The sequence below is a fragment of the Sphingosinicella ginsenosidimutans genome (genome assembly GCF_007995055.1).
Classification (GTDB): Bacteria; Pseudomonadota; Alphaproteobacteria; order Sphingomonadales; family Sphingomonadaceae; genus Allosphingosinicella; species Allosphingosinicella ginsenosidimutans.
In genome coordinates, this window is the sequence record NZ_VOQQ01000001.1 from 1,414,042 (window position 1) to 1,436,103 (window position 22,062).

At 65.6% G+C, this 22,062-nt stretch carries 18 protein-coding genes; 11 read left to right on the forward strand and 7 right to left on the reverse strand.

Translation table 11 applies throughout. The features are described from left to right. Positions 1-77: 77 nt before the first annotated feature. From FRZ32_RS07035 to FRZ32_RS07050, 4 genes are all read left to right on the forward strand, one after another. A complete protein-coding gene (locus FRZ32_RS07035; protein ID WP_147042843.1) occupies positions 78-2,444 on the forward strand; it encodes a TonB-dependent receptor in 2,367 nt (788 codons plus the stop codon). 63 nt (positions 2,445-2,507) lie between these two features. Continuing rightward, entirely contained in the window at positions 2,508-2,810 is a 303-nt protein-coding gene (locus FRZ32_RS07040; RefSeq protein ID WP_147042844.1) for a hypothetical protein, read from the forward strand. Then, positions 2,807-4,786, forward strand: a complete 1,980-nt coding sequence (locus FRZ32_RS07045) for an oxidoreductase (protein ID WP_147042845.1) — start codon at positions 2,807-2,809, stop codon at positions 4,784-4,786. The genes FRZ32_RS07040 and FRZ32_RS07045 overlap by 4 nt, the downstream gene beginning before the upstream one ends. Positions 4,787-4,800: 14 nt before the next feature. Further along, entirely contained in the window at positions 4,801-5,652 is an 852-nt protein-coding gene (locus FRZ32_RS07050; protein WP_147042846.1) for an SDR family NAD(P)-dependent oxidoreductase, read from the forward strand. Positions 5,653-5,660: 8 nt separating this feature from the next. Here FRZ32_RS07050 and FRZ32_RS07055 read toward each other — a convergent pair whose 3' ends face one another. Further along, complete coding sequence (locus tag FRZ32_RS07055) at positions 5,661-6,068, reverse strand: GlcG/HbpS family heme-binding protein (RefSeq protein WP_147042847.1); 408 nt, start codon at positions 6,066-6,068, stop codon at positions 5,661-5,663. A gap of 98 nt (positions 6,069-6,166) precedes the next feature. On the opposite strand from FRZ32_RS07055, the gene FRZ32_RS07060 reads away from it, so the two are divergent. From FRZ32_RS07060 to FRZ32_RS07075, 4 genes are all read left to right on the forward strand, one after another. Next, positions 6,167-6,949: a GntR family transcriptional regulator gene (locus FRZ32_RS07060; protein WP_147042848.1), complete on the forward strand. Its 783-nt coding sequence runs from the start codon at positions 6,167-6,169 to the stop codon at positions 6,947-6,949. A 75-nt stretch (positions 6,950-7,024) separates the two neighbouring features. Next, complete coding sequence (locus tag FRZ32_RS07065; protein ID WP_147042849.1) at positions 7,025-7,957, forward strand: VOC family protein; 933 nt, start codon at positions 7,025-7,027, stop codon at positions 7,955-7,957. A gap of 47 nt (positions 7,958-8,004) precedes the next feature. Further along, the gene (locus tag FRZ32_RS07070) at positions 8,005-9,126 is read left to right on the forward strand and encodes a class I SAM-dependent methyltransferase (protein ID WP_147042850.1); all 1,122 of its coding nucleotides are present in this window, start codon (positions 8,005-8,007) and stop codon (positions 9,124-9,126) included. After that, positions 9,126-9,434 carry a hypothetical protein gene (locus tag FRZ32_RS07075; RefSeq protein ID WP_147042851.1) on the forward strand — a complete coding sequence of 103 codons (309 nt, stop codon included), beginning with the start codon at positions 9,126-9,128 and terminating at the stop codon, positions 9,432-9,434. Before FRZ32_RS07070 ends, FRZ32_RS07075 begins: the two co-directional genes overlap by 1 nt. 6 nt (positions 9,435-9,440) lie before the next feature. On the opposite strand, the gene FRZ32_RS07080 is transcribed toward FRZ32_RS07075, so the two are convergent. Genes FRZ32_RS07080 through FRZ32_RS07095 form a run of 4 tightly spaced genes read right to left on the reverse strand, consistent with a single transcriptional unit; the run spans position 9,441 to position 12,920 of the window. Beyond that, positions 9,441-10,367 carry a polysaccharide deacetylase family protein gene (locus tag FRZ32_RS07080; RefSeq protein WP_147042852.1) on the reverse strand — a complete coding sequence of 309 codons (927 nt, stop codon included), beginning with the start codon at positions 10,365-10,367 and terminating at the stop codon, positions 9,441-9,443. Next, on the reverse strand, positions 10,364-11,290 hold the full coding sequence (locus FRZ32_RS07085) for a polysaccharide deacetylase family protein (protein ID WP_147042853.1): 927 nt from the start codon (positions 11,288-11,290) through the stop codon (positions 10,364-10,366). The genes FRZ32_RS07080 and FRZ32_RS07085 overlap by 4 nt, the downstream gene beginning before the upstream one ends. Beyond that, positions 11,287-11,967 carry an isochorismatase family protein gene (locus FRZ32_RS07090; protein WP_147042854.1) on the reverse strand — a complete coding sequence of 227 codons (681 nt, stop codon included), beginning with the start codon at positions 11,965-11,967 and terminating at the stop codon, positions 11,287-11,289. The genes FRZ32_RS07085 and FRZ32_RS07090 overlap by 4 nt, the downstream gene beginning before the upstream one ends. After that, positions 11,967-12,920, reverse strand: coding sequence for a hydroxymethylglutaryl-CoA lyase (locus FRZ32_RS07095; protein WP_192901880.1), 954 nt, complete (start codon positions 12,918-12,920; stop codon positions 11,967-11,969). The genes FRZ32_RS07090 and FRZ32_RS07095 overlap by 1 nt, the downstream gene beginning before the upstream one ends. Positions 12,921-13,013: 93 nt before the next feature. On the opposite strand from FRZ32_RS07095, the gene FRZ32_RS07100 reads away from it, so the two are divergent. From FRZ32_RS07100 to leuD, 3 genes are read left to right on the forward strand one after another with little or no spacing between them, the layout of a single operon-like run. Next, positions 13,014-14,150: a CaiB/BaiF CoA transferase family protein gene (locus FRZ32_RS07100; protein ID WP_341536576.1), complete on the forward strand. Its 1,137-nt coding sequence runs from the start codon at positions 13,014-13,016 to the stop codon at positions 14,148-14,150. Continuing rightward, complete coding sequence (locus FRZ32_RS07105) at positions 14,147-15,544, forward strand: 3-isopropylmalate dehydratase large subunit (protein WP_147042857.1); 1,398 nt, start codon at positions 14,147-14,149, stop codon at positions 15,542-15,544. Before FRZ32_RS07100 ends, FRZ32_RS07105 begins: the two co-directional genes overlap by 4 nt. Beyond that, entirely contained in the window at positions 15,544-16,185 is a 642-nt protein-coding gene (leuD, locus tag FRZ32_RS07110; RefSeq protein WP_147042858.1) for a 3-isopropylmalate dehydratase small subunit, read from the forward strand. Before FRZ32_RS07105 ends, leuD begins: the two co-directional genes overlap by 1 nt. Positions 16,186-16,727: 542 nt before the next feature. On the opposite strand, the gene FRZ32_RS07115 is transcribed toward leuD, so the two are convergent. Together FRZ32_RS07115 and FRZ32_RS07120 are read right to left on the reverse strand one after the other, a co-directional pair. Continuing rightward, entirely contained in the window at positions 16,728-19,040 is a 2,313-nt protein-coding gene (locus FRZ32_RS07115; protein WP_158635859.1) for a prolyl oligopeptidase family serine peptidase, read from the reverse strand. Between the two features lie 95 nt (positions 19,041-19,135). Next, positions 19,136-22,042 carry a TonB-dependent receptor gene (locus FRZ32_RS07120; protein WP_147042860.1) on the reverse strand — a complete coding sequence of 969 codons (2,907 nt, stop codon included), beginning with the start codon at positions 22,040-22,042 and terminating at the stop codon, positions 19,136-19,138. Between the last annotated feature and the right edge of the window lie 20 nt (positions 22,043-22,062).

A 22,062-nucleotide genomic window follows, 5' to 3' on the forward strand; every position in this document is an offset into this window, starting at 1 on the left:
AACGGCAGGCGCCCGCATCCGGCCAAGGGATCGGGCGCAGTGTGGGCCGCGGCTGAGGGAGCGAAAGGGCAGCAATCATGAATCTCCGGAATTCCAGGATCGCATTGTTCGTCGGCGTCGGACTCTTGTCGTCGACATCGGCTTTCGCCCAGGCTGGGCCGTCGGCGGCCTCGCCGTCCGATCCGGCGCCGCAGGCCGACACGTCGGGGCAGGCGGCCGCTCCGGCCCAGAGCGAGGGGTTCGAGGACATCGTCGTCACGGCGCAGCGCCGGTCCGAGCGGCTCCAGGAAGTCCCGCTCGCGATCAGCGCCTTTACCGATCGTGACATCGAGACCAGGCAGATCAATTCGACGCTCGATCTGGTGAACTATGTTCCCAACCTGATCGGCCACAACAATACCGGCCTTGCGACGGCGAACACCTACGCGCTGCGCGGCCTTGCCAACACCGAGTCGATCTCGACCTTCGATCCGCCCGTCGGCACCTATATCGACGACATCTACATCTCGCGGCAGGCGGCGAACAATTTCCAGCTGTTCGACGTCGAGCGGGTCGAGGTGCTGCGCGGGCCGCAGGGCACGCTGTTCGGGCGCAACACGACCGGCGGCGCGATCAACGTCGTGCTGCGCGCGCCCGGCGAAACGTTCGGCGGTTATGCCGACGCATCCTATGGCCGCTACAACCGCGTCCAGCTCCGCGGCTCGGTCGACGTGCCGCTCGCCGGCGGCCATCTCCTGACCAAGATTTCGGGCTATTATGTCTCCGCCGACGGCTATGTGCATAACGAGGTGACCGGGCAGCGCCTCAACGGCGAGAATAGCTGGGGCGTGCGCGGCGCGGTTCGCGCCCTCCTCACCGATACCGTCCACTGGGATCTCAGCGCGGACTATATCCGGGCCAGGGGCTCCAACCTTCCCAACTTCTACGATCCGACCACCGATCGCCGGGTGAGCTTCACGCCGCTGCGCACCGATACCCCGATCGGGTCGAGCCTGGTCTCGAGCCAGCTCGCCGACAACACGCTCGGCAACGATGCGCGGACCTATATGCTCACCTCGAATCTCGAGGTCGAAGCCGGCGACGCGACGATCAACGTCATCACCGGTTATCTCCACCTCTATCAGGAATATATCACCGAGAGCTTCGCCGGCCTCAATTCGGGGTCGGTCACGTTCGACGGCGTGAACTTCCTCGGCGGCAATCGCGGCACCGCGACGCCGCTGGTGAACGACAGCTGGTCGCGGCAGTTCAGCCAGGAGATCAAGGTCTCCGGCAACGCCTTCAACGGCCTGCTCACCTATGTCGGCGGCATCTATTACATCCACGAGGACAACGAGACCAACTTCGCCAACATCTCCATTCCCCTCGCCGGGCAGCCGGTCGTGAGCGGCGACCGGATCATGTACAACGATACCGAGGCCTATGCCGGCTACTTCCAGGGCGATCTCCACCTCACCCGGCAGCTGACCTTCACCGCCGGCATCCGCTATACCGACGAGAAGAAGACGATCGCCTTCACGCCGAACGACAGCCCGCTGCCGCGCTCGTCCGCGGTCAACCAGCCGTTCGACACCCAGGACCTGATCGACGCCGGCATCCCGACCGAGCTGCGCTCGCGGGTGTGGACGCCGCGCTTCGCTCTGCAATATGCCTTCACGCCGGACATCAACGTCTTCGTTTCGGCGACGCGGGGCTTCAAGTCGGGCGGTTGGAACTCGCGCGCTTATTACGCGACCGGCGCCCAGGCGTTCAGGCCGGAGACGATCTGGTCGTTCGAAGGCGGCCTGCGCTCTGAATTCTTCGGCCACCGCGTCCGCGTCAACCTGACGGGCTTCTACTACAATGATCAGGACACGCAGCTTCCGGGCGGCGGCTTCGATCCGACGACCAACACGATCACCTATCTGACGCGCAATGTCGCCGATCAGCGCAATTACGGGCTGGAGGCGGAAATCTCGGTCAACCCGATCCGGCGCCTCAACATCTTCTGGTCGGCGGGCATTCAGCGGGCGAGCTATCACAACATCAACCAGCTGACGCTCGACCAGCAGGACCGCTGCCTGTCGGGGATCATCGTCAACAATTGTAACGCCGGCATCATCACGCCGACCGGCGACATCGCCAAGCCGACCCGCGCGCCGCACTTCACGTCGACGCTCGGCGCCAATTATTCGTTCGATCTCGGCAACCGTCTGTCGCTCCAGCCCTCGGTCAACTGGAACTATACCAGCGGCACCTGGGTCGCGACGTCGAACGATCCGCGCGGGTTCCAGCCGGCGCACAGCCTGTTCAACGCAGGCCTGACGCTCCGGTCGGGCTCCGGCTGGTCGCTGGGCGTCGAATGCAACAACTGCTTCGACAAGACCTACATCACCTCGTTCCTGATCTACCCCTATCTCAACAATCCGGGCAGCTGGATGGTCAGGGCGCGGTACGAGTTCTAGGATATCATTCGAATGGGCAGGCGCGGGAGGCAGGGGCCTTCCGCGCCGCGCTGAAGAGGTGTCATGGCGGATGCAGGCAAAGGCGGCGTGAAGCTGCCGCGGGTGAGCAAGGGCAAGCGCCCGCGCTTCTTCGACGATCCCGCCATCGACCAGATGATGACCTTCATGCTCGAATTGATGAGCGAGGTCACGGCGCTGCGCGAGCGGACCGACACGATCGAACGGCTGCTCGACGAGAGGGGTTTTGTGGCGCGCGCCGATATTGAAGCCTATCGGCCCGACGCGGCCGGCGAGGCGGAACGATCGGCCTGGGCACAGGCGTTCATCCAGCGGGTCATGCGGTTCCACGAACCAGGCGCGTCGTGACCAGCTATCCATCCCTGTTCTCGCCGGTTCGCGTCGGCACCCACACCCTTCCCAACCGCATCGTCCATGCTTCGACCTCGACCCATTATGCGGTGGGCGGCCGCGTTACCGACCGGCTGATCGATTATTACGTGAATCGCGCGCGCGGCGGCGCGGCGATGCTGGTCAGCGAGCCGATGGCGATGCTGAGCTGGCAGGCGCAGCCGACCCGGCCGCATGTCCTCTCGGGCGTCAATGCCGACCTGCTGCCGCGCTGGGCCGAGGCGGTGGCGAGGGCCGGCGGCCTGATGCTCGGCCAGATCCAGGACAATGGCCGCGGCTTTCGCGCCGGGCACCGCAACCTGGAGGCGCGCGGCGCTTCCGCCCTGCCCGACGATCTCAGCTGGACGGTGCCGCAAGTCCTGGAAACCGGCGAGGTCCATCGAATGATCGACGAGTTCGCGACCTCCGCCGCGACGCTCGCAGGGGCAGGCTTCGCCGGCGTCGAGATTTCCGCGGGGCACGGTCACCTCTTTCACCAGTTCCTCGCCGCCCGATCGAATCGCCGCGAGGATGAGTTCGGCGGCGACCTCGAAGGCCGGGCGCGGCTGTTGCTGCTCCTGATTCGCGCGATCCGCGAACGCTGCGGCGCGGATTTCCTGATCGGCGTCAAGTTGCCCGCCGAGGACGGAATGGAAGGCGGGATCGATCTCGACCAGGCCGAGCGCATCACCGCGCTGATCCATGCCGCCGGCGACATGGACTATCTCACCTATTGCTGGGGGAGCCATTCGGACACGCTCTACACGCACCTTCCCGACAATCATGGGCCGCGCATGCCCTATGTCGAGACGATCCACCGGCTCGGCCGCGCGGCGGCGCCCGGAATCCCGCTCGGCGCGCTCGGCCTGATCACCGATCCGAACGAGGGCGAGCGGATCGTTCGCGACGGTCTCGGCGACCTCGTGATGCTCGCGCGGCCTCTCGTCACCGATCCGGCCTGGGGGGCGAAGGCGCGCGCGGGGCGCGAGGCCGAAATCCGCTACTGCGTCTCGTGCAACACCTGCTGGCACATGATCACGTCGGGACGTGGTCTCCTGTGCGACAACAATCCGCGTGTCGGCGCAGCGGACGAGGCGGACTGGCGCCCCGCGCCGGCGCCGGAACGAAGGCGGATCGCGGTCGTCGGCGCGGGGCCGGCCGGGTTGGAAGCGGCCTGGGTCGCCGCGGCGCGCGGGCACGACGTCCATGTCTTCGGCGCGTCGGACGCGCCCGGCGGGAGCACGCGGCTCCACGCCCTGCTTCCCGGCGGCGAGGGACTGAGCAGCGTCTATGATTACCAGACGCTTGCCGCCGGTCGCCATGGCGTGAAGCTCCGCCTGGGCGAAAGCGCGGACCTCGACAGCCTGCTGTCGCTGGCGCCGGACGCGGTGGTGCTTGCGACCGGCGCGACGCCGAGCTGGCCGGCCTGCTTCCCGCGTGAATGGCTGGACGAGGGGCTCGTCCCCGATCTGCGCGCCGCGGTGCGGCTGTTCGACGCGCATCGCGCACGCAACCCGGGGACCGCGGTGATCTATGACGAGGATCATGGCGCCTTCACCTATGATGCGGCGGAAATGCTGCTCGACCGGTTCGAGCGCGTGGCGATCCTGACGCCGCGCGAACGGCTGGCGAGCGACGAATCACTGGTCGTCCGGCAGGGCGTCTATCGACGGCTCTATGAACGGGGCGCGCTCATCCTCACCTCGGTCCGGCCGCTGCCGGACTCGCGGCTTGAGGACGGGCAGGTCGCTTATGCGAACGTCTATAGCGGGGCGACCGGCCGGATCGACGATGTCGCCTTCCTCACCTACGCGACGGCCCGCGTGCCGAACGACGCGCTTGCCGCGCCGCTGCGCGCCGCCGGGATCGAGGTGAGGGTGGTCGGGGATTGCCGGGCCCCGCGCGCGCTGCTCAGCGCCACGATGGAAGGCCACCGGGCGGGCAACGAGCTTTGACAGGAGAAACGCGCATGTATCCCGATCTCGAAGGCAAGGTGGCGATCGTCACCGGTGCCGGTCGCCGCAAGGGCCTTGGCGAGGCGATCGCGCGCAAGCTCGCCGCGGACGGCGTCCGGCTGCTGATCCATGATCTTGGACGCACGCAGGGCGCTCTCGCGCCGGAGCACGGGATCGGGGCGGTGGACGAGCTGGAAGCGGTCGCCGAGGATCTGCGCGCGATCCATCCAGACATCGCCACCTTCGCCGCGGACATGCGGGTCGAGGAGGAGGTGAAGGCGCTTGTCGCTCATGCGGTCGAGCGCTTCGGGCGGCTCGACATCCTCATCAACAATGCCGGCGTCGGCTATCTCTTCGGGCCGCTCGTCGATGCGACGCAGGAGATGTGGGACACCGTTCTCAACGTGAACCTGCGCGGCGCCTTCTTCGCGACCAAATATGCGGTGCGCCAGATGCTGACCCAGCCGGTCCAGGAAGGCTGGGGCCGGGGCCGCATCGTCTCGATCGGGAGCCGCGGCTCGAAATCGGGCTCCGCGCTGACCTCGTCCTACATCGCCTCCAAGCACGGCCTTGTCGGCCTCACCCGCTCGGCCGCGATCGAGCTCGGGCCGGAGCAGATCACGGTCAACGCCGTCTGCCCCAATCACGTCACGACCGGGCTCGGCGCGTGGCAGAACGAATATATGGCCAAGGCGCGCGGTCAGAGCGTCGAGGAGTATCTGGCGGCGATGCGGTCACGCATCCCCCTGGGCCGGACGGGCACGCCGGACGACACGGCCAGTGCCTGCGCCTTCCTCTGCTCGGGCCAGGCGCAATTCATCACCGGCGAGGCGATGAACGTCTCGGGCGGCGAGGAAATGCATTGAGGCCACAATCACGTGGTCTCGGCGAGCGCCGCCAGACCGGCCTCGCCGATCCGCTCGTCCTGGTCGGGCGTGCCGCCGGAAATGCCGATCGCACCGACGCACTGGCCATCGACGACGATCGGCAGCCCGCCGGCCATCGGGAGATAGTCGGTCAGCCGCAGCAGCGCGGGCTCCGCCGCGATCCGGTCGGCCAGGCGGCGGCTCGGTGCGCGGATCAAGGCAGCGGTGCGCGCTTTCTGTTCCGCGACCTTCGGGGTCATCAATCCGGCGCCATCGAGGCGCAGCAGCGCGAGCGGGTGGCCGCTATCGTCGGTCACGGCGATCGACATGGCGAGACCATCGGATCGGGCCGCGGCGGCGGCGGCATCGAGAATGGAACGGGCTTCGGCCTCGCCCAGCACGGCTTTGTGTCTCATCGGAAATCCTTTGCGATCGGCGGATGGAAACGGTGAAAAAAAGGAGCGCGCCGGCGGTTCTTTGATATAGCCGCGCGAGCCGAGAGGGGAGAAACAGGGTGCTCGTCGAAAAAGGCGAATCGGCGGTTGCGATCGACCGCATGCAGGCGGTGCCGCTTTATCATCAGATCTTCCTGCAGCTGCGCGAGGAGATCACGAGCGGCGAGCGGACCTATGGCTCGCGTATGCCGACCGAGCAGGAATTGTCGGCCCAGTTCGGTGTGTCGCGGATCACCGCGCGCCGGGCGCTCGATGAGCTCGCCGAGCATCATCTCGTGGAGCGCAAGCGCCGCGTGGGCACGCATGTCATCTTCCGCTCGCCGGTGAAGCCGTTGCAGGGCAACATCGCCCAGGCGCTCGAATCGCTGCTCAATTTCGGTCGCGCGACGCAGGTCAAGCTGCTCGAGGTCGATCGCGTGCCGGCGCGTGCGCCGATCGACGAGGCGCTCGGCCTCGCGGAGGGCACGACCGTGCTCCGCGTGGTCCGCGACCGTTGGCTGGACGGCCAGCCGCTGGCCCATTTCGTCAGCTACACCCCGATGGACATCGGCGCACGAATGACCCGCGCCAAGCTCAAGTCGACGCCGATGCTGACGCTCATCGCCGAGGCCGGGGTCACCATCGGTTCGGCGACGCAGACCATCTCCGCGACGCTCGCCGACGCCGCTTTGTCGTCGAGCCTGCACGTCGACATCGGATCGCCGGTGCTCCGCGTCAGCCGCACGGTGCTCGACACCAGGGGGCGGCCCGTCCAGCACATTCTCGGCCAGTTCAGGCCGGACCGCTACCAGATCAGGCTCGATCTCAATTCCTCCTCCAACATCGGTCCGGAGCTCATCTGACCGCCCGCGTCATTTTGATATAGAAATATAACAAATCGTTTGCTACGTCCAGCCATCGGCCTGAAAGGAACGCTGTTGGGCGACTGGACCACCTCCACCGATCCGCTGCTGCTCAGGATCGCCGCGACGACCGTCGCGACCCCGGATCTCGACGCGAGCGAAGCCGATTATGCGCGGTGGCTCGGCTACCGGACGATCGAGCGCGGCACCGTCGACGCGGCGCTTGCCGAAAGCTGGGGCACGCCGGCGGCGGCGGGCGAGCGGACCTGCGTCCTGGTGCCGGCCGGGGAGGACGATGTGTTCATGCGGCTGGTCGAGGCCCCTGCGGTGCCCGGATACCGGCCGCTGACGACCTTCGGCTGGAACGCCTTCGAGATCATCGTCGATGATGTCCACACGCTCGCGGCGCAGCTCGCGGAGTCGGGCTTTCGCCATCTCGGCGGCCCGCGCGCGCTGCAGTTCATGCCGTCGATCGTGGCCATGCAGGTGGCTGGGCGCGCCGGTGAATGCCTCTATTTCACGATGGAAAGCGGCGATCGCGCGACGTCGATCCTTCCGCCGCCGAGCGGCTTTGTCGGCCGCACCTTCATCGTCGTCGCCGCGGGCGAGGATTTTCCGACGATGCTACGCTGGTATGTGGACCGCTTCGCGCTTCGCGAGCGCCCGGTTCGGCAGAGCAGGGTGGAGATCATCCAGCAGGCGCAGGGGCTGGGTCCGGACGAGACGATCGAGCTCAGCGCCATCGGAATGCGCGAGCGCGGCAACCTGATCGAGCTGGACGGCTACCCGACAGGCCCGAACAGGATCGCCGCGCCGCGCCCGCGCGCGCCGGGGCACCTGCCCCCCGGCAATGCAATGGTGAGCATCGAGATCGCCGATCTCGAACCGCATGCGGCGCTGGCGCTGACGCCGCCCTCGCGCCGCGCCGGCGCCCCCTATAACGGCCGTCGCGCCTTCACCCTGCGCGGCCCGGCAGGTGAGCTGATCGAGTTGATCGAGACGGAATAATTGTATTATAACTAGGACATAAAAACAGCGGCACAGGAGGCCTGGACATGAAGGTTCGCGATCTTGATCACGCGGTGTTGCCCCGCGCCACCGCCGAAGAGCGCAGCCGTCAGGGCGCCGTAGTCGCGCTGCGGCGCCTGCTCAATCGCCATGTCCGGCCGCGCAATGTCGAGGTGTTCGACAGCGAGGCGGCGCCGGCCTTCCGCGAATTGCACGGCCGCGCCCCGCAATCCCCCGCGGAGGTCCAGCAGGCCTTCCTGCTCTCGCCGAGCTATCGCCTGTGGAGCGCGACCAACCGCGCGGCCCAGGAAATGATCTGGGTTTCGGTCGGCGAGCCGGTCTATCGCGATCTCGATCGCATGACCGAGGCGACGCGCGAACTGGTCGAGGCGCCTGAAAAGCTCGGAAGCCTCAATCTCGATGCCGCCTACGATCCGTCGCCGGAGGTGGCGGGGGTCGACATCCATCTCCAGCCGGGCGGCTATGCCTTCGATCGCGGCGGCTATGACGTGGCTGCCGGCGCGCTCTACGAATGCGGCGGCAATGTCTTCTCCTTCGGGCAGGGAATCGGCCGCGGCGACAGCAAGGCGGGCGTCGTCGTGCGGTTGCTCGACGAGGCGTTCGGCGGCTTCCGGCCGAAGAAGATCCTCGACATCGGCTGCTCGGCGGGGGCTGCGTCGGCCGCTTATGCGGACCATTTCCCCGATGCCGAGGTTCACGCGATCGACATCGGCAGCGCGATGCTGCGCTATGCCCATGCCCGCGCGGAATCGCTCGGCGTCGCCGTGCATTTCCACCAGATGGACGCCGCCGCCATGGCGTTCGACGACGAAAGCTTCGATCTCGTCGTGTCGCACAATCTCATGCATGAGATCGGGGAGGAGAAGCGCCGGGCGATGATCCGCGAATCACGCCGCGTCGCGAAGCCCGGGGGCGTCGTGATCCACCAGGACGTCGCCATCCGTAACCTGCCGACGATCGTCCACGAGGTCGAGCGCGACTGGGACACGCACTTCAACGGCGAGGTCCACTGGAACACCTATCAGACGGCCGACCTGATCGCGGACATGCGTGCGGCCGGCTTCGGCGAGACGATCGTCGAGCATGATCTCGCGGCGATCCACGGCGCCAATCGCTGGTATGCGATCAGCGGACGCAAGCCCGCCTGATGACCAGCTCCGTCGAAGCGCTCTCGCAGCTTATCGCGACCGCCCGCGGCAACCGGCCGCAAAGCCTCGCCTCGCGCGAGGCGGAGGAGGTGCTGAACGTCACGCTCGCGCTGCTGATCGAGCTCGCGGTCTCCAACGACCGGATCGACCGGCTCGAGCGACTGGTTGCCGAGCTCCGCGGCGAGCCGGTCGAGGCGCTGCGCGACCTGCGTTACGACGGGGAAGTCGCCGAGGAGCGCCAGGCGGCGACCGACGCCCTGCTGATGCGCGCGCTGCGGATCATGCTCGACCCGCGCGGGCAGGACTGACCTTCGTCAGCCCTGCTGCGCCCGCCAGTTGTCGACGAGCTGGCCCGCGGTCGCGAACCAGGCCTCGGGACGGGCCGCGATTCGGCCCAGCAGCGCTTCGAATGCGTCCATGCGATAGGGCAGGCCGGTGATGTAGGGCGTGAGCGTCAGCGGCAGCACGCGCCCGCCATATTGGGTCGATTCCGCCGCCAGCCAGTCGAACGCGTCCTCCACCTGTCGGGCGACGCTGTCCATCGATTGCTGCTGCACCGCGATCAGCTGGCGATCCGAAAGCTCGTGGTTGAACGGCAGGCTGACGATCGTGCCAGCGGACGTCGTCGCGACGTAAGGCAGGTCGTCATTCACCCAGTCGCACATATAGTCGAACCCAGCCTCGACCAGCAGGCGCGGGGTGTTCCAGCTCTGCGAGCGTGCGATCGACTGCCAGCCGCGCGGACGGCTTCCGATCGCGGCGGCGAGCGTGTCGCGCGCCTTCTCGATCAGCGCGCGCTCCTCTTCTTCGGGAAGGCCGGTCGCGATCGTACCGTTCATGTCGGTCGAATGGGCGATGATCTCGTGGCCGCCGGCGCGGATGTCGGCGATGATCGTGGGATAGCGCTCGGCGATCGCCGCATTGACCGCGACGGTGACGCCGACGCCCGCCTTTGCGAAGGCGTCGAGCAGCCGATAGAAGCCGACCCGCGTCCCATATTCGCGCGCTGTATAATGGCGGTAGTCGGGATAGGGCGTCTGCATGTGGCCCGGCGCCCGGAACGGCTTGTCCGACGGCACGATCGGAAACCATTCGAGGTTGACCAGCACGGCGACCGCGACGGCCTTGCCGTCCGGCCAGGCGACCGGCCTGCGCGTCGGCATCGGCGAGGCGGCATAGAGGTCATGGTCCATGCCCAGGCGGCGCCTGGGATATTCCAGATAGGCGGGATCGAGGCTCATGCGTCGGCCTTTGCGTAACGGGAGGCGTCGGCGGCGACGGCGTCATAGCCGTTCGCCAGGAAATGATCGGCGATGTCGCCGGAGCGAGTGATCCAGGCCCGGCCGTCTGCGGCGATGTGGCGGAGCACCTCCTCGAACGGGCCGATCCGGTGCGGCTGGCCGATCAGATAGGAATGGAGGGGAATGCACATGACGGTGCCGTTGCTTTCCCCTTCCGCGGCGAGGCGGTCATATTGGCGGATCAGCGTTTCGGCATATTCGCGCGGGCTCATATTGTAGACGAAGAAGCCGTAATGATCGTTGACCTCGATGCTGTAGGGCATCGACACGAGCCGCCCGCTCTTCACATGGACCGGCGCCGGCTGATCGTCATGATAGAGATCGCAGGTATAGGTCATGCCATATTCGGCGATGAGATCGAGCGTGCGCGGCGTGTGGGTGAGGGCGGGGGCGAGCCAGCCCTTGATCGTCTGCCCGGTCGCCTCGCGGACGGTGCGGATCGAATCCTCGATGATCGCGCGCTCCTGCGCCTCGTCCATGCCGTAGCTGTAGCGGGTGTTATAGATGCCGTGGCTGAAGAACTCCCAGCCGCGGTCATTGGCGTCGGCGACGACTTCGGGATGATGCTGGCACAGCGCGACCGAGAGCGAGACCGAGCCCTTGAAGCCGTGCTTTTCCATCACCTCGGCCATCCGCCAGTGGCCGACCCGGTTGGCATAGTCGCGATGGCCATAGCCGACCACGTCGGGATGCGGCCGCGGCCAGCTCTTGCGCTGCGGATTGGCCGGCGGATCGATCTCGTAAAATTCGAGATTGGGTGACACCCAGACCGCGACCGCCTTGCCGTTCGGCCATTCGATCCGGGCGCGGTCGCGATAGGGCCGGAAATCGTAAAGGCCGGGATCGGCCGCGCCTTCGTTCATTGCCGCGCCTCCAGCCAGTCGATCACCGACTGGACCGGCTCGACATCGGCATATTTGAGCTGGAGATCGGTGAGGTTCGCGAAATGATAGCTTTCATGCTTGTCGGCGCAGGTCTCGATCGGGACGATCGTGCGGTAGCCGTGGCTCAGCGCCTCGACCGCGGTCGCGCGCACGCAGCCGGAGGTCGATCCGCCGGTCACCACCACCGTGTCGACCTTGTGCCAGACGAGATAGCTTGCCAGCGGCGTCTCGAAGAAGGCCGAGGGCATTCGCTTGGTGAAGGTGAGGTCGCCCTCCTGGATGTCGCAACGCGGATCGTAGGCGTGGCGCTCGCTGTCATATTTGATGTTCTGGAGCGAATCGGGCGTGTCGGTCCGCGTGCCCCAGACGCCTGCGTCCGCGGCGTCCTCCTTGTAGGCGACGCGCGACCAGATCACCGGCATCCCCGCAGCGCGCGCGAGGCGCGAGATGATGTTGATATATTCGATCTGCCGCGGGTCGGTCTCATAGGCGGTCTTGAACAGGTCGAGCCGCGTATAGGCCTGCTGAAGGTCGACATTGACGATCGCGAGCTTCTCGCCGAACCCGAACTTGTTGCGGGCCGGATTGGCCATCACCGCCTCGAACAGCTCGCGCGCGGTCTTGTCTTCGCGGATCATCTTGGTGCCGAGAGTCATCAAATGGTCTCCAGTGGGATCGAAGCCGGCTCCGGGACGAATCCAAGCGGCAGGCCGGCATCCGGGGTGAAGCCGTAGAGCGGTTCGCCGGGCAGCGCGTCCGCGAGAATGCGACGCACGCCGAGCAATTCTTCGAGATCGATGCCGGTGCGAAGCCCCATCGCCTGCAGCATGAAGACGAGATCCTCGGTGACGACATTGCCGCTGGCGCCGGGCGCGAAGGGGCAACCTCCGATGCCGCCGAGCGAACTGTCGATCGTCTCGATGTCCATCTCCAGCGCCGCGAGCACGTTGGCGAGGCCGAGGCCGCGCGTATTGTGCAGATGGATGCCGGTCAGCGCGTTGGCGCCGACGACCCCGCGCACTTCCCTGATCATCTCCTTGACGGCGCGGGGATCGGCATAGCCGGTCGTATCCGACAGGCCGACCTCGTCGCAGCCGGCGGCCATCAGCTGCTCGGCGAGTCTCAGGATCTGGCGCAGCGGGATCGCGCCTTCGATCGTGCAGCCGAAAACGGTCGAGAGGCTGCCCTCGAAATGCGGACGCTTCGCCCTTGGCTGCGCCGCGATCAGGGTGGCGATCGCCGCCGCTTCGGCAAGCACCTGGCCATGGCTGCGGCGCAGGTTCGCCATGCTGTGCGATTCGGAGACCGAGAGGGGCAGGGTGATCTTGTCCGCGCCCGCCTCGATCGCCGCCTCGGCGCCGCGCAGGTTGGGCACCAGCACCGCGACCGTCAGGCCGGGAATGGTCTTGGCGAAGGCGACGATTTCGGCGGTGTCGGCCAGCTGCGGCAGCAGCGTCGCGGGGACGAAGCTGCCGACTTCGATCTCGCGAACGCCGGCGGCGGCCTCGGCGGCGATCCACGCCTTTTTCGCCTCCGTCGGCATGACCGCGGAGATGCTCTGGAGACCGTCGCGCGGGCCCACTTCGCTGATCAGAATATCGGTCCGCATCAAACCTCTGCTTGCTTTATTGTCATATATCTATATCAAATCACCGGACGTTGTCGAGACATGGCGGCGCGATAAAGCGGAAAGCCGGGGATGATGGATCCATTGCCACTTGAGGGGCTCAAGGTCGTCGAATTCACGCATATGGTCATGGGCCCGTCGGTCGGGCTCATCCTCGGCGATCTGGGCGCCGACGTGGTGAAGGTCGAGCCGGAGGGTGGGGATCATACCCGCCGGCTTCTCGGCTCGGGCGCCGGTTATTTCCCGATGTTCAACCGCAACAAGCGCAGCATCTGCCTCGATCTCAAGAGCGAGGCCGGCAACGCCGCTGCCCGCCGCCTGGTCGAAGAGGCGGACGTGATGATCGAGAATTTCCGCCCCGGCGCGCTGGCAAAGATCGGGCTGGGGCCGGATGCGTTCGCCGAGAGCAACCCGCGGCTCATCTATTGCAGCGCCAAGGGATTCCTGGCGGGTCCCTATGAGAACCGGACGGCGCTCGACGAGGTCGCGCAGATGATGGGCGGCCTTGCCTATATGACCGGCCCGCCGGGACGCCCGTTGCGCGCGGGGGCATCGGTGATCGACATTGCCGGCGGCATGTTCGGGGTGATCGGCATCCTCGCCGCGATCGAGCGGCGCCACCGCACCGGCCGGGGCGGCCATGTCAAATGCTCGCTGTTCGAGACGACAGCGTTCCTCGTTGGCCAGCATATGGCGCAAAAGGCGGTCACCGGCACGCCGGCCGCGCCGATGCCGGCGCGCGTCTCCGCATGGGCCGTCTATGACGTGTTCGAGACGGCCCGGCCCGATGAGCAATTGTTCGTCGGCGTGGTCAGCGACGGCCAATGGGCTGCGTTCTGCGAGGCGCTCGGCCTCGACGAGTTCGGGAGAGATCCCGCGCTTGCCCTCAACAACGATCGGGTTCTCCAGCGCGACCGCATCATCCCGGTCCTGCGCGAGCTCTTCGCCGGGATGACGCGCGACGAGCTGATCGATCGGCTCAGCGCGATCTCCCTTCCCTTCGCGCCGATCACGCGGCCGGAGGACCTGTTCGAGGACGAGCATCTGCGCGCCGCGAACGGGCTTGTCGAGGTCACGCTCGAGGATGGCACGACCGCGATGCTGCCCGCGCTCCCGATCGAGATCGACGGGCGCAAGGCCGGCGTGCGCCGCGATCTCCCCAAAGCGGGGCAGCATGATGCGGACGTTTTTGGCGGGGCGGGCGCGCATTGAGCCGGACGATCTTCGACAAGATCTGGGACTCCCACCGGATCGCCTCCAACGCCGGTGGTGGCGATCTCATCCTGATCGATCGTATCCTCCTGCACGAGCGGACGGGCGGCGTCGCGCTGAAGAGCCTCGCCGAGCGCGGCCGCAGGGTGCTTGCGCCGGATCAGGCCTTCGCGGTCATGGATCATATCGTCGACACGCGCCCCGGCCGGACCGACCGGACGCTGATGCCCACCGGCACCGATTTCATCCGCGCGACGCGCGAGGGGGCGAGGGCGGCGGGACTCCGGCTGTTCGATCTCGACGATCCCGCGCAGGGAATCGTCCATGTGATGTCGCCCGAACTTGGGCTCGTCCTGCCCGGCGCGACCCTGGTCTGCCCCGACAGCCACACCTGCTCGCAAGGTGCGCTCGGCGCGCTTGCCTGGGGGATCGGATCGACCGAGGCCGAACATGCGCTCGCCACCTCGACGCTGCGGCTGCGGCGGCCGCCGACGATGCGCGTCACTGTGGATGGGGCGCTGGCGCCCGGCGTCACCGCCAAGGATCTCGCGCTCGCCCTCGTCGGCCGGTTCGGTGTGGGCAGCGGCAAGGGCCATGTCGTCGAATATGCCGGATCGGCGGTGCGCGCGCTCGATGTCGAAAGCCGGCTCACCTTGTGCAACATGGCAACCGAATCCGCCGCCTTCACCGCGATCATCGCGCCCGACGAAGCGGTCATCGATTATCTGAAGGGCCGCCGCTTCGCGCCGTCGGGAGAGGCGTGGGACCGGGCGGTCGAAAGCTGGCGCGCGCTCGCCAGCGACGATGACGCCGTGTTCGACCGTGAGCTTGCCTTCGACGCGCGCGAGGTCGCGCCGATGGTCAGCTGGGGAACCAGCCCGCAGCAGGTCGTGCCGATCGACGGCGCCGTCCCGGAGCCGGGGGTCGGGCAGGGATCGGACGAAAATGGCCAGCGCGCGCTCGCCTATATGGGCCTGACCCCAGGCACTCCGCTCGCCGATCTTCCGATCGACGCCGCGTTCATCGGTTCGTGCACCAATAGCCGGATCGGTGATCTGAGGCGCGCGGCGGCCTTGCTCGACGGGCGCAAGGTCGCGGCCGGGATCAAGGCAATCTGCGTGCCCGGTTCGACGCAGGTCAAGCAACAGGCCGAGGCGGAGGGGCTCGACAAGATCTTCCTGTCGGCCGGTTTCGAATGGCGCGAATCGGGTTGCTCGATGTGCTTCTATGCGGGCGGCGAAAGCTTCGCGCCGCAGGCCCGCGTCATCTCGTCCACCAACCGCAATTTCGAGAGCCGGCAGGGGCCCGGCACGCGCACCCATCTGGCCTCGCCCGAAACCGTGGCGGCCTCCGCCATCGCCGGGCGGATCGCCGATCCGCGCAAGGTGGCCTGATGGAACCGTTCACCACGCTCAGCGCGACGGCGCTGCCGCTGATGCGCGACAATATCGATACCGACGCGATCATCCCCTCGCGCGAGATGCGGACCGTTTCCAAGAGGGGGCTCGCCGACGGCCTTTTCGCCGGCTGGCGCTATCGCGAGATCGGCGGACGCGATCCCGATCCCGGCTTCGTTCTCAACGATCCGGCCCGGAAAGGCGCCAGGATCCTGATCGCCGGCGCCAATTTCGGATGCGGATCGAGCCGGGAGCATGCCGTGTGGGCGCTGGCCGAATATGGCATCCGCGCCATTATCGCGCCCTCCTTCGCGCCGATCTTCCAGGCGAATTGCGTCGCCAACGGGCTGGTCCCCGCCATCCTGCCGCACGATCTGGTGCACGCGCTCGCCGCCCATGTCGAACGCCACCCCGCCGCGGTGGTCACAGTCGACCTGCCGGCCCGCGAGGTGAAGATCGATGACGGCGCCCACTGGGCCTTCGAAATCGACCCCGAAGCACGCGCGTCCCTGATCGCCGGCCTCGACCCAATCGACCGGACGCTTCGCGCCGAAGACCAGATCCGCGCCTTCCGGGAAGAGCATCGGCGCCAACAACCCTGGCTCTACGCGCCCGTCGAGGCGGACGCGGGACGCTAGACGAGGGCCGTCCCCGCCAGTGCCGGCGCAAGGGCAGACATTTGCGCGAATTGGCCAAGTGGCGGGCCGCGCCAGATGATGACGAGCACTACGTCTTCGCTGTAGCGCTACCCTTATCGACAAGCATCGCATCAAAGTCGCTAAATACCCCGGCCGTTCGCCAGAGGCCGCGATTGCCGATGACGTAGAGAACCTCTTTCGCGCGGGTTACGGCAACATTCAGCAGATTAAGTTCTCCAAAGCCGCAAGCTGACACCTCCCCCTCTAAGACGCCCCACCGCCCGCCGACCGCACAGCGAGCCCAACGAACGCTCACCGCTGGTGACGATTCGCTCAAGCATATCGACCGCTTCCCGACCCTCTTCAGCGCACCATTTTGAGGCGGCGGCGCACTCCTTTGCTAACGCGGCGACCGACGGTACTGATCGTCACGCCATGCTCGCCAGCGGGCATATTCGGCTGGCCGATTAGGCATGTCGTTCTCGCTCCAAACGGCAGGAAATCGAGCCGATCGAAATTCCCTTATCGTGGACAATGCCCGGCTATCGCAGCGCCGACGCCGGCTGGAAGTCGGACGAGGGTGTCGAGCCGACGGAATGGCCGGCGGCCTCCCATGCTTGCTGACGACGCCATTCGCTCCGCATGGCCCGCCAGCGCGCATATTGCTCCACCTTGGCGGGATCCGGATCCTCATAATCCTGTAGCCAGAAACGGAACCAGTCGATGACGCCCTGCTGCACCGCAATGATCTGCCGGGGATTCTGGCTGTTGTGAGCCCCATGAGCCTCAGCCTGCGGCATCACATAAAGTTCGACTGGACGGTTGAGATAGCGCAGGCGATTAAAATTCTCCCAGTGCGTGAGAACGCCGAAGCGTCCGCTGGACTGGATGATCAAGCGCAGTGGCGTGCGATTGTGTTCGATGTTGAATCCGGGCGCATTGCGAAGCCAGCGCGACAGGCCTTCACCAAACGCCTCGCCACCATTCACCATTTCGGCTCCGGTTCCATAGCCCAGCAGAGTTTGTTGGAAGTAGCTGGGATCCCAATTGTCGGCAGCGACCGCAGCCGCGAAGGGAAAGTCTGAATGGGTTAGGGTATATTCAACATAATAGCCATTACGGCTGAACCCGAGGAGCCCGACTCGCTCGCGGTCGACTAGGCCCGCGGCTACAAGTTGCTCGGCGGCGTCCTCAAAAGCCCGACGGCGCGCATCACCTTCCCGCTCTGTGCCGAACCCCGAATTGCCGGTGAGATTCATATGCAGGACAAACATGCCCTGGTTCGCAAGCAGGCGACCGCCATAGGCGGCAATTGCGGAAGGCCCGGTTCCAATTGCATCGCCATAGAGGGAGAAAACTCCATCCGTGGATTGGCCATAGGCGCTTTGAATCACCAGTGGATAGCGATGTCCGGCAATGAAATTTGGGGGATAGAACAGAGACCCGGTCCATCGAAGGCCGATATCCACCCGGCCCTCCCGCCGCTGTGCCCGACCGAGTGCATAACTGGACACGAGATCGGGATTGGGGTCGAGAACAAGTCGTCTCCCTCCACTTCGCCGGTCGACGGCATAAAGCCTCGGTGGAGTGCGTACGTCCTGTTCAATCGTCAGGACCACCCCAAGCGGCAAAGCGACGCCCGGACCATGTGTGGCGGCCAATCCCCAACCTCGCTCCGTTCTGACGAAGCGGTGTATCTCCGTTGACGTTCCATCCCGCTGCCAAATTTCGACGGAACTTGATGAATCCCAGCGGACCCCGGATACCGTCCGATTGGACGCGATCTGAAAAGGCAAAGGGATCGCGCGGCCCGACTGCACGTCGACGATCGCCGCCCTGCCGCTGCGCGGTCGATCGGCGTCGGAGGTATCGGCGGGTAAAAAGCAGGGTGCACACAAGACGGAACGGCTGTCGGGTGACCAAGCGAGCTTCACTTCGGCCGCAACGACCGGCGCGTTGAGCAGCGGGTGGGCCGCCCCGGTCGCCACGTTGAGTAGATAGAGCTGGTGGACATTACGCGACATCCATTGGTCGGGTCGAGTCCGAGCTCCCTCCACCCAAGACGCGAGATCGGTATCGCGATAGTTGCGCCAACCGGCGGGGACCGAAAACGGCACCGGGTCGAACACGGCGTGCCGACCGTCGGGAGCGAAGGCCACGACATGCCTGACATCCCTGTCTTCGCGTTCTATCCAAGGCACGACAGGGATAGATCGGTCGCGGGCTCGTCGGAGAAACCAGCGCGTGTTCATGCGCCGGTCAATGAGGGGCGGCCCAGACAGATCGCCGATAAGAATGCCGTAGGCGTCCACTGTCGAGGACAGAATCATGCCGTGCGAGTCGCTACGAAGCGCAGACGTGGCCGCTGCGCCATCGTAGGCCGCCGCGTTGTACAGGACATCTCCCTTCGTGCTGACGTCAAAGGCGGCGATCGACGTTGAATGGTCGGTCAGGGTCGTCAGCGCGCCATTGGAGAGTTCGAGCATGACAACTTGCCGAACGCCCCGTCCGTCGCTCCACAGAAAAGCGATCCGGTCATTGCCCAACCAGCGGATCGGATTGGTCTCCGGCCACAGATCGAGCACCGGGCTCAGATAGCTGGCAACACCGCCGCCGAGGCCGGTGGAATATAGGTGGGCGACCAGGACAGGATGTGCGGCCACATCCATGGATGCAAGCGATCCGCGATAGATATCGACCCGCACATCGTTGCGGCTGACTTCGCCGCGCAGGAGACGAAAAACGTAAGTGCGCCCGTCCGGCGAGATCGATACGGCACCGTCGGGATTGGCGGGCGAGATGTCGAGCGGATTGCCGATGAAACGCGCGGTCTCGACAGCGGCCTGCGGGATCAAGGCCCCACGAGGCCCATCGCTGGCGAGAATCGGCGGCGCGCCGTAGCTGTGGCCGCACAAGCAGGCCGCTATCAGGGCAACTCTCAGCGCACGCATCAGAACTGATAGGATAGGCTGATATAACCGAAGCGGCCGCGCATGTCGCTCTGGCTGAAATCATGTCCAACGTTAAAGCCGACCTCGGAGAAGCTCGGGAGCCTGTTGAATAGATTGACGAGCCCGGCCGTGAGCTGCACGCTACGCCCACTGGCTTGAGATGTAAAAATTCGTTCCAAGTCCGCGGAAAATTGGAAGTCGACATAGAATTGGGCAGGAATGATTCGGCCATTGCGCGCCTGCAACCCCGGATCTACATCGTCATAAGCGGACACGAAGCGCGTGGTTGTTCCCAAGCTGATACCGCCGCGGGACCATTGCAGTCCGCCGGTCGCGCGCCACTTTGCGATGGTTCCTTGGCCGCTCGCGACGCCGAGCCGCTCCAGATCGACCACGCCCGGACGTGTGATCGTGTCAAATGCGAACACGCGCGTTGCGGCCAACGATAGGTTGATGTCGCCAAGGCGAGACATCACACCATAATCGAAAGACAGATCCAGGCCCCTCGTCTTCAAGCTGCCATAATTGATCCGGCTGATATCGATACTTCGGATGACTCCTGGCAGACCGGCAGCGATATCCGCCGGGGTGGGATCCGCCCGGATCACCCGATCGGGATAATCGGCTTCAGTGGCCAGCAGAACCGCAACTGGGAAGGCTCCGACACGGTTTTTCATTTCCACCGACCAATAGCTAGCGGAGAGCCGTAGCCGGGGAACGAAACGTGGGGTCCAGACGATGCCAGCGGTCAGGGACTTGCCGGACACCGGGTCGAGATCGGGATTGCCGCCGGCGAAACGTGTGACGCCGCTGGTCAACTGATTGTTCCGACGGGGATCCCGCACGCTCGTGACGAACGTCGTTCTCGGCGCATAGAGTTCGAATAGGGAGGGTGTGCGGAAGCTCGTGCCGTAAGAGCCTCGAAACAGGAGGTCGGGCATCGGCCGCCAAGTGACGCCCACCTCGGGATTAAGGGTGTCGCCGAAGTCGGTATAATGATCGTACCGAATTGCGCCGGTTAGGCCCAGCTCATAAATCCCCGGCACGTTCATTCCGGAGCCAACCAACGGAACATGTGCTTCGGAGAACAGGCCTATGGCTTCTCGGTCGGGCCGGATCGTCAGGGACCGACTGTTCGAGATGCTTTCACGACGCCATTCACCGCCGGCCACGACCTCGACTGCACCGCCAGGCAGGCTGAAGAGGGATCCTCGGACAAACGCCAGAAGTTGGGTTCCGTCCGACGAGTAGTGAACGCGCGCCGGGTTGGCAACGAGTGATGCCAGAAGCGTCGCTTCGCCGCCGGGGCCGCTCTGAAACACGTTAAGGGAACCGGTGATGCCATTGCAGGCGCCGCCGACGCGCGCGGCGGGATTGGTGAGTAGACAGTCAGCCTGAGCGAAGTCCACGCTGTTTGTCGTAACGTTGTAGCCATCTTCATGGGATCGTAGACCGGAAACTTCCCAATCCCAGGAGGACACCCGGCCGCGCAGCCCGAGTACGCCTCGCAGCATATTCGATCGATTGATGGTGTCCGTCGGTCCAACTCCGGCGAAGAGATAGTCGACAAGCACGTCCTCACCGAAGGGATTGTAGATATTGTCCGCCGGAACGGTCTCTTGAAAGAGGGATGAGGGATCGTATAGAGAATCCGTGCGTCGGTTGCCATATAGGCCCTCGGCAAAAAGGGTGACGATCGGAGAAATATCGATCTCACCAAAGGCGAAGATAGATGCCCGCCGGGATGCCGGGATGATGCTTTCGTAGACGCCGGTGCTTTCGAGATTAAGTTGTCCGGCCGTCGCGGAGAAATCGGCCGGCGTAAGGTTGCCCCCGCTGCCGCTCGCCGGAACGGCGGCGAAACTTGACGTCAGGCCCGGCAGGTTCCCGCCAGACAGGGAGTAAACGTTACCAGGGTTGGCCGAGGTGCTGCGCTGGTCTATGCTCCCGAACCGGCGATAGTCCTGATCGGAAAAGAGCGATCTGGATCGTCCCAACAGGGTATCGCGCCGGAAATAGTCGGCGACCAGAGAGAGGCGTAGAGTACCGGTGTCGATCCCGGCGGCCCCCGAGACACGATATTCGTTGGCGCCCCCGTCGGCGCCGCCATAGCGCAAGGTGATTGAAGGCCTATCGATGGACTTCTTGAGGATCACGTTGACGACGCCGCCCACCGCATCCGCGCCATAGACCGCTGAAGCGGAATCAGAAAGAACCTCGATCCGCTCGACCGCCGCGAGCGGGATGGCATTCAGATCGACCGCGTTGAAGAGGGCATCAGCAGCTGAGGGAACGAGACGGCGACCGTTGAGGAGGACGAGCGTGGAATCCAGACCCAAGCCCCTCAACTCAACAAATTGCGCACCGGTCGAACTATAGGTTTCGGCGCGCGCATAAGGTTGCTGGGGTAAATATCGCAACACTTCAGAGACCGTCGCGCTGCCCAGACGGTCGATCTCCGCACGATCAAATGTCGTGACCGGCGACGGGCTGTCATTGCCCATCCTCCGCAATCGGGAGCCAGTTACCACGATGTCAGTTGAGTCCGACACCTGCGGTGCCTCCGCCCTTACCTCCGAAGGGCCTGTCCCCGATCTGTCACCAGCTCGAACGATCGCGATGGCGCCCGAACTGTCCATCCGAGCCGAGAAGCCCGTCCCCGTCAAAACGGCATCGAGCGCCGCTTCCGGTGAAGCAGTGCCCCGATAGCCCGGCGAGCGAGCGCCCCGCACGTCCTCGGCGCGGTAGATGAGCGGGCGTCCCGATTGACGATTGTAGGCGTCGAGCGCGGCGCGGAGGCTTCCGGCCGGAATGTCGAACGCGCGCTCCTGCGCCTGCGCCGGCGTAGCGATCGCCACGATGCACACGCTGGACGCCAATGCCCCCGCCAAGGTTCCGATCTTCATGTTGTCCCCCCTCTTCGTCC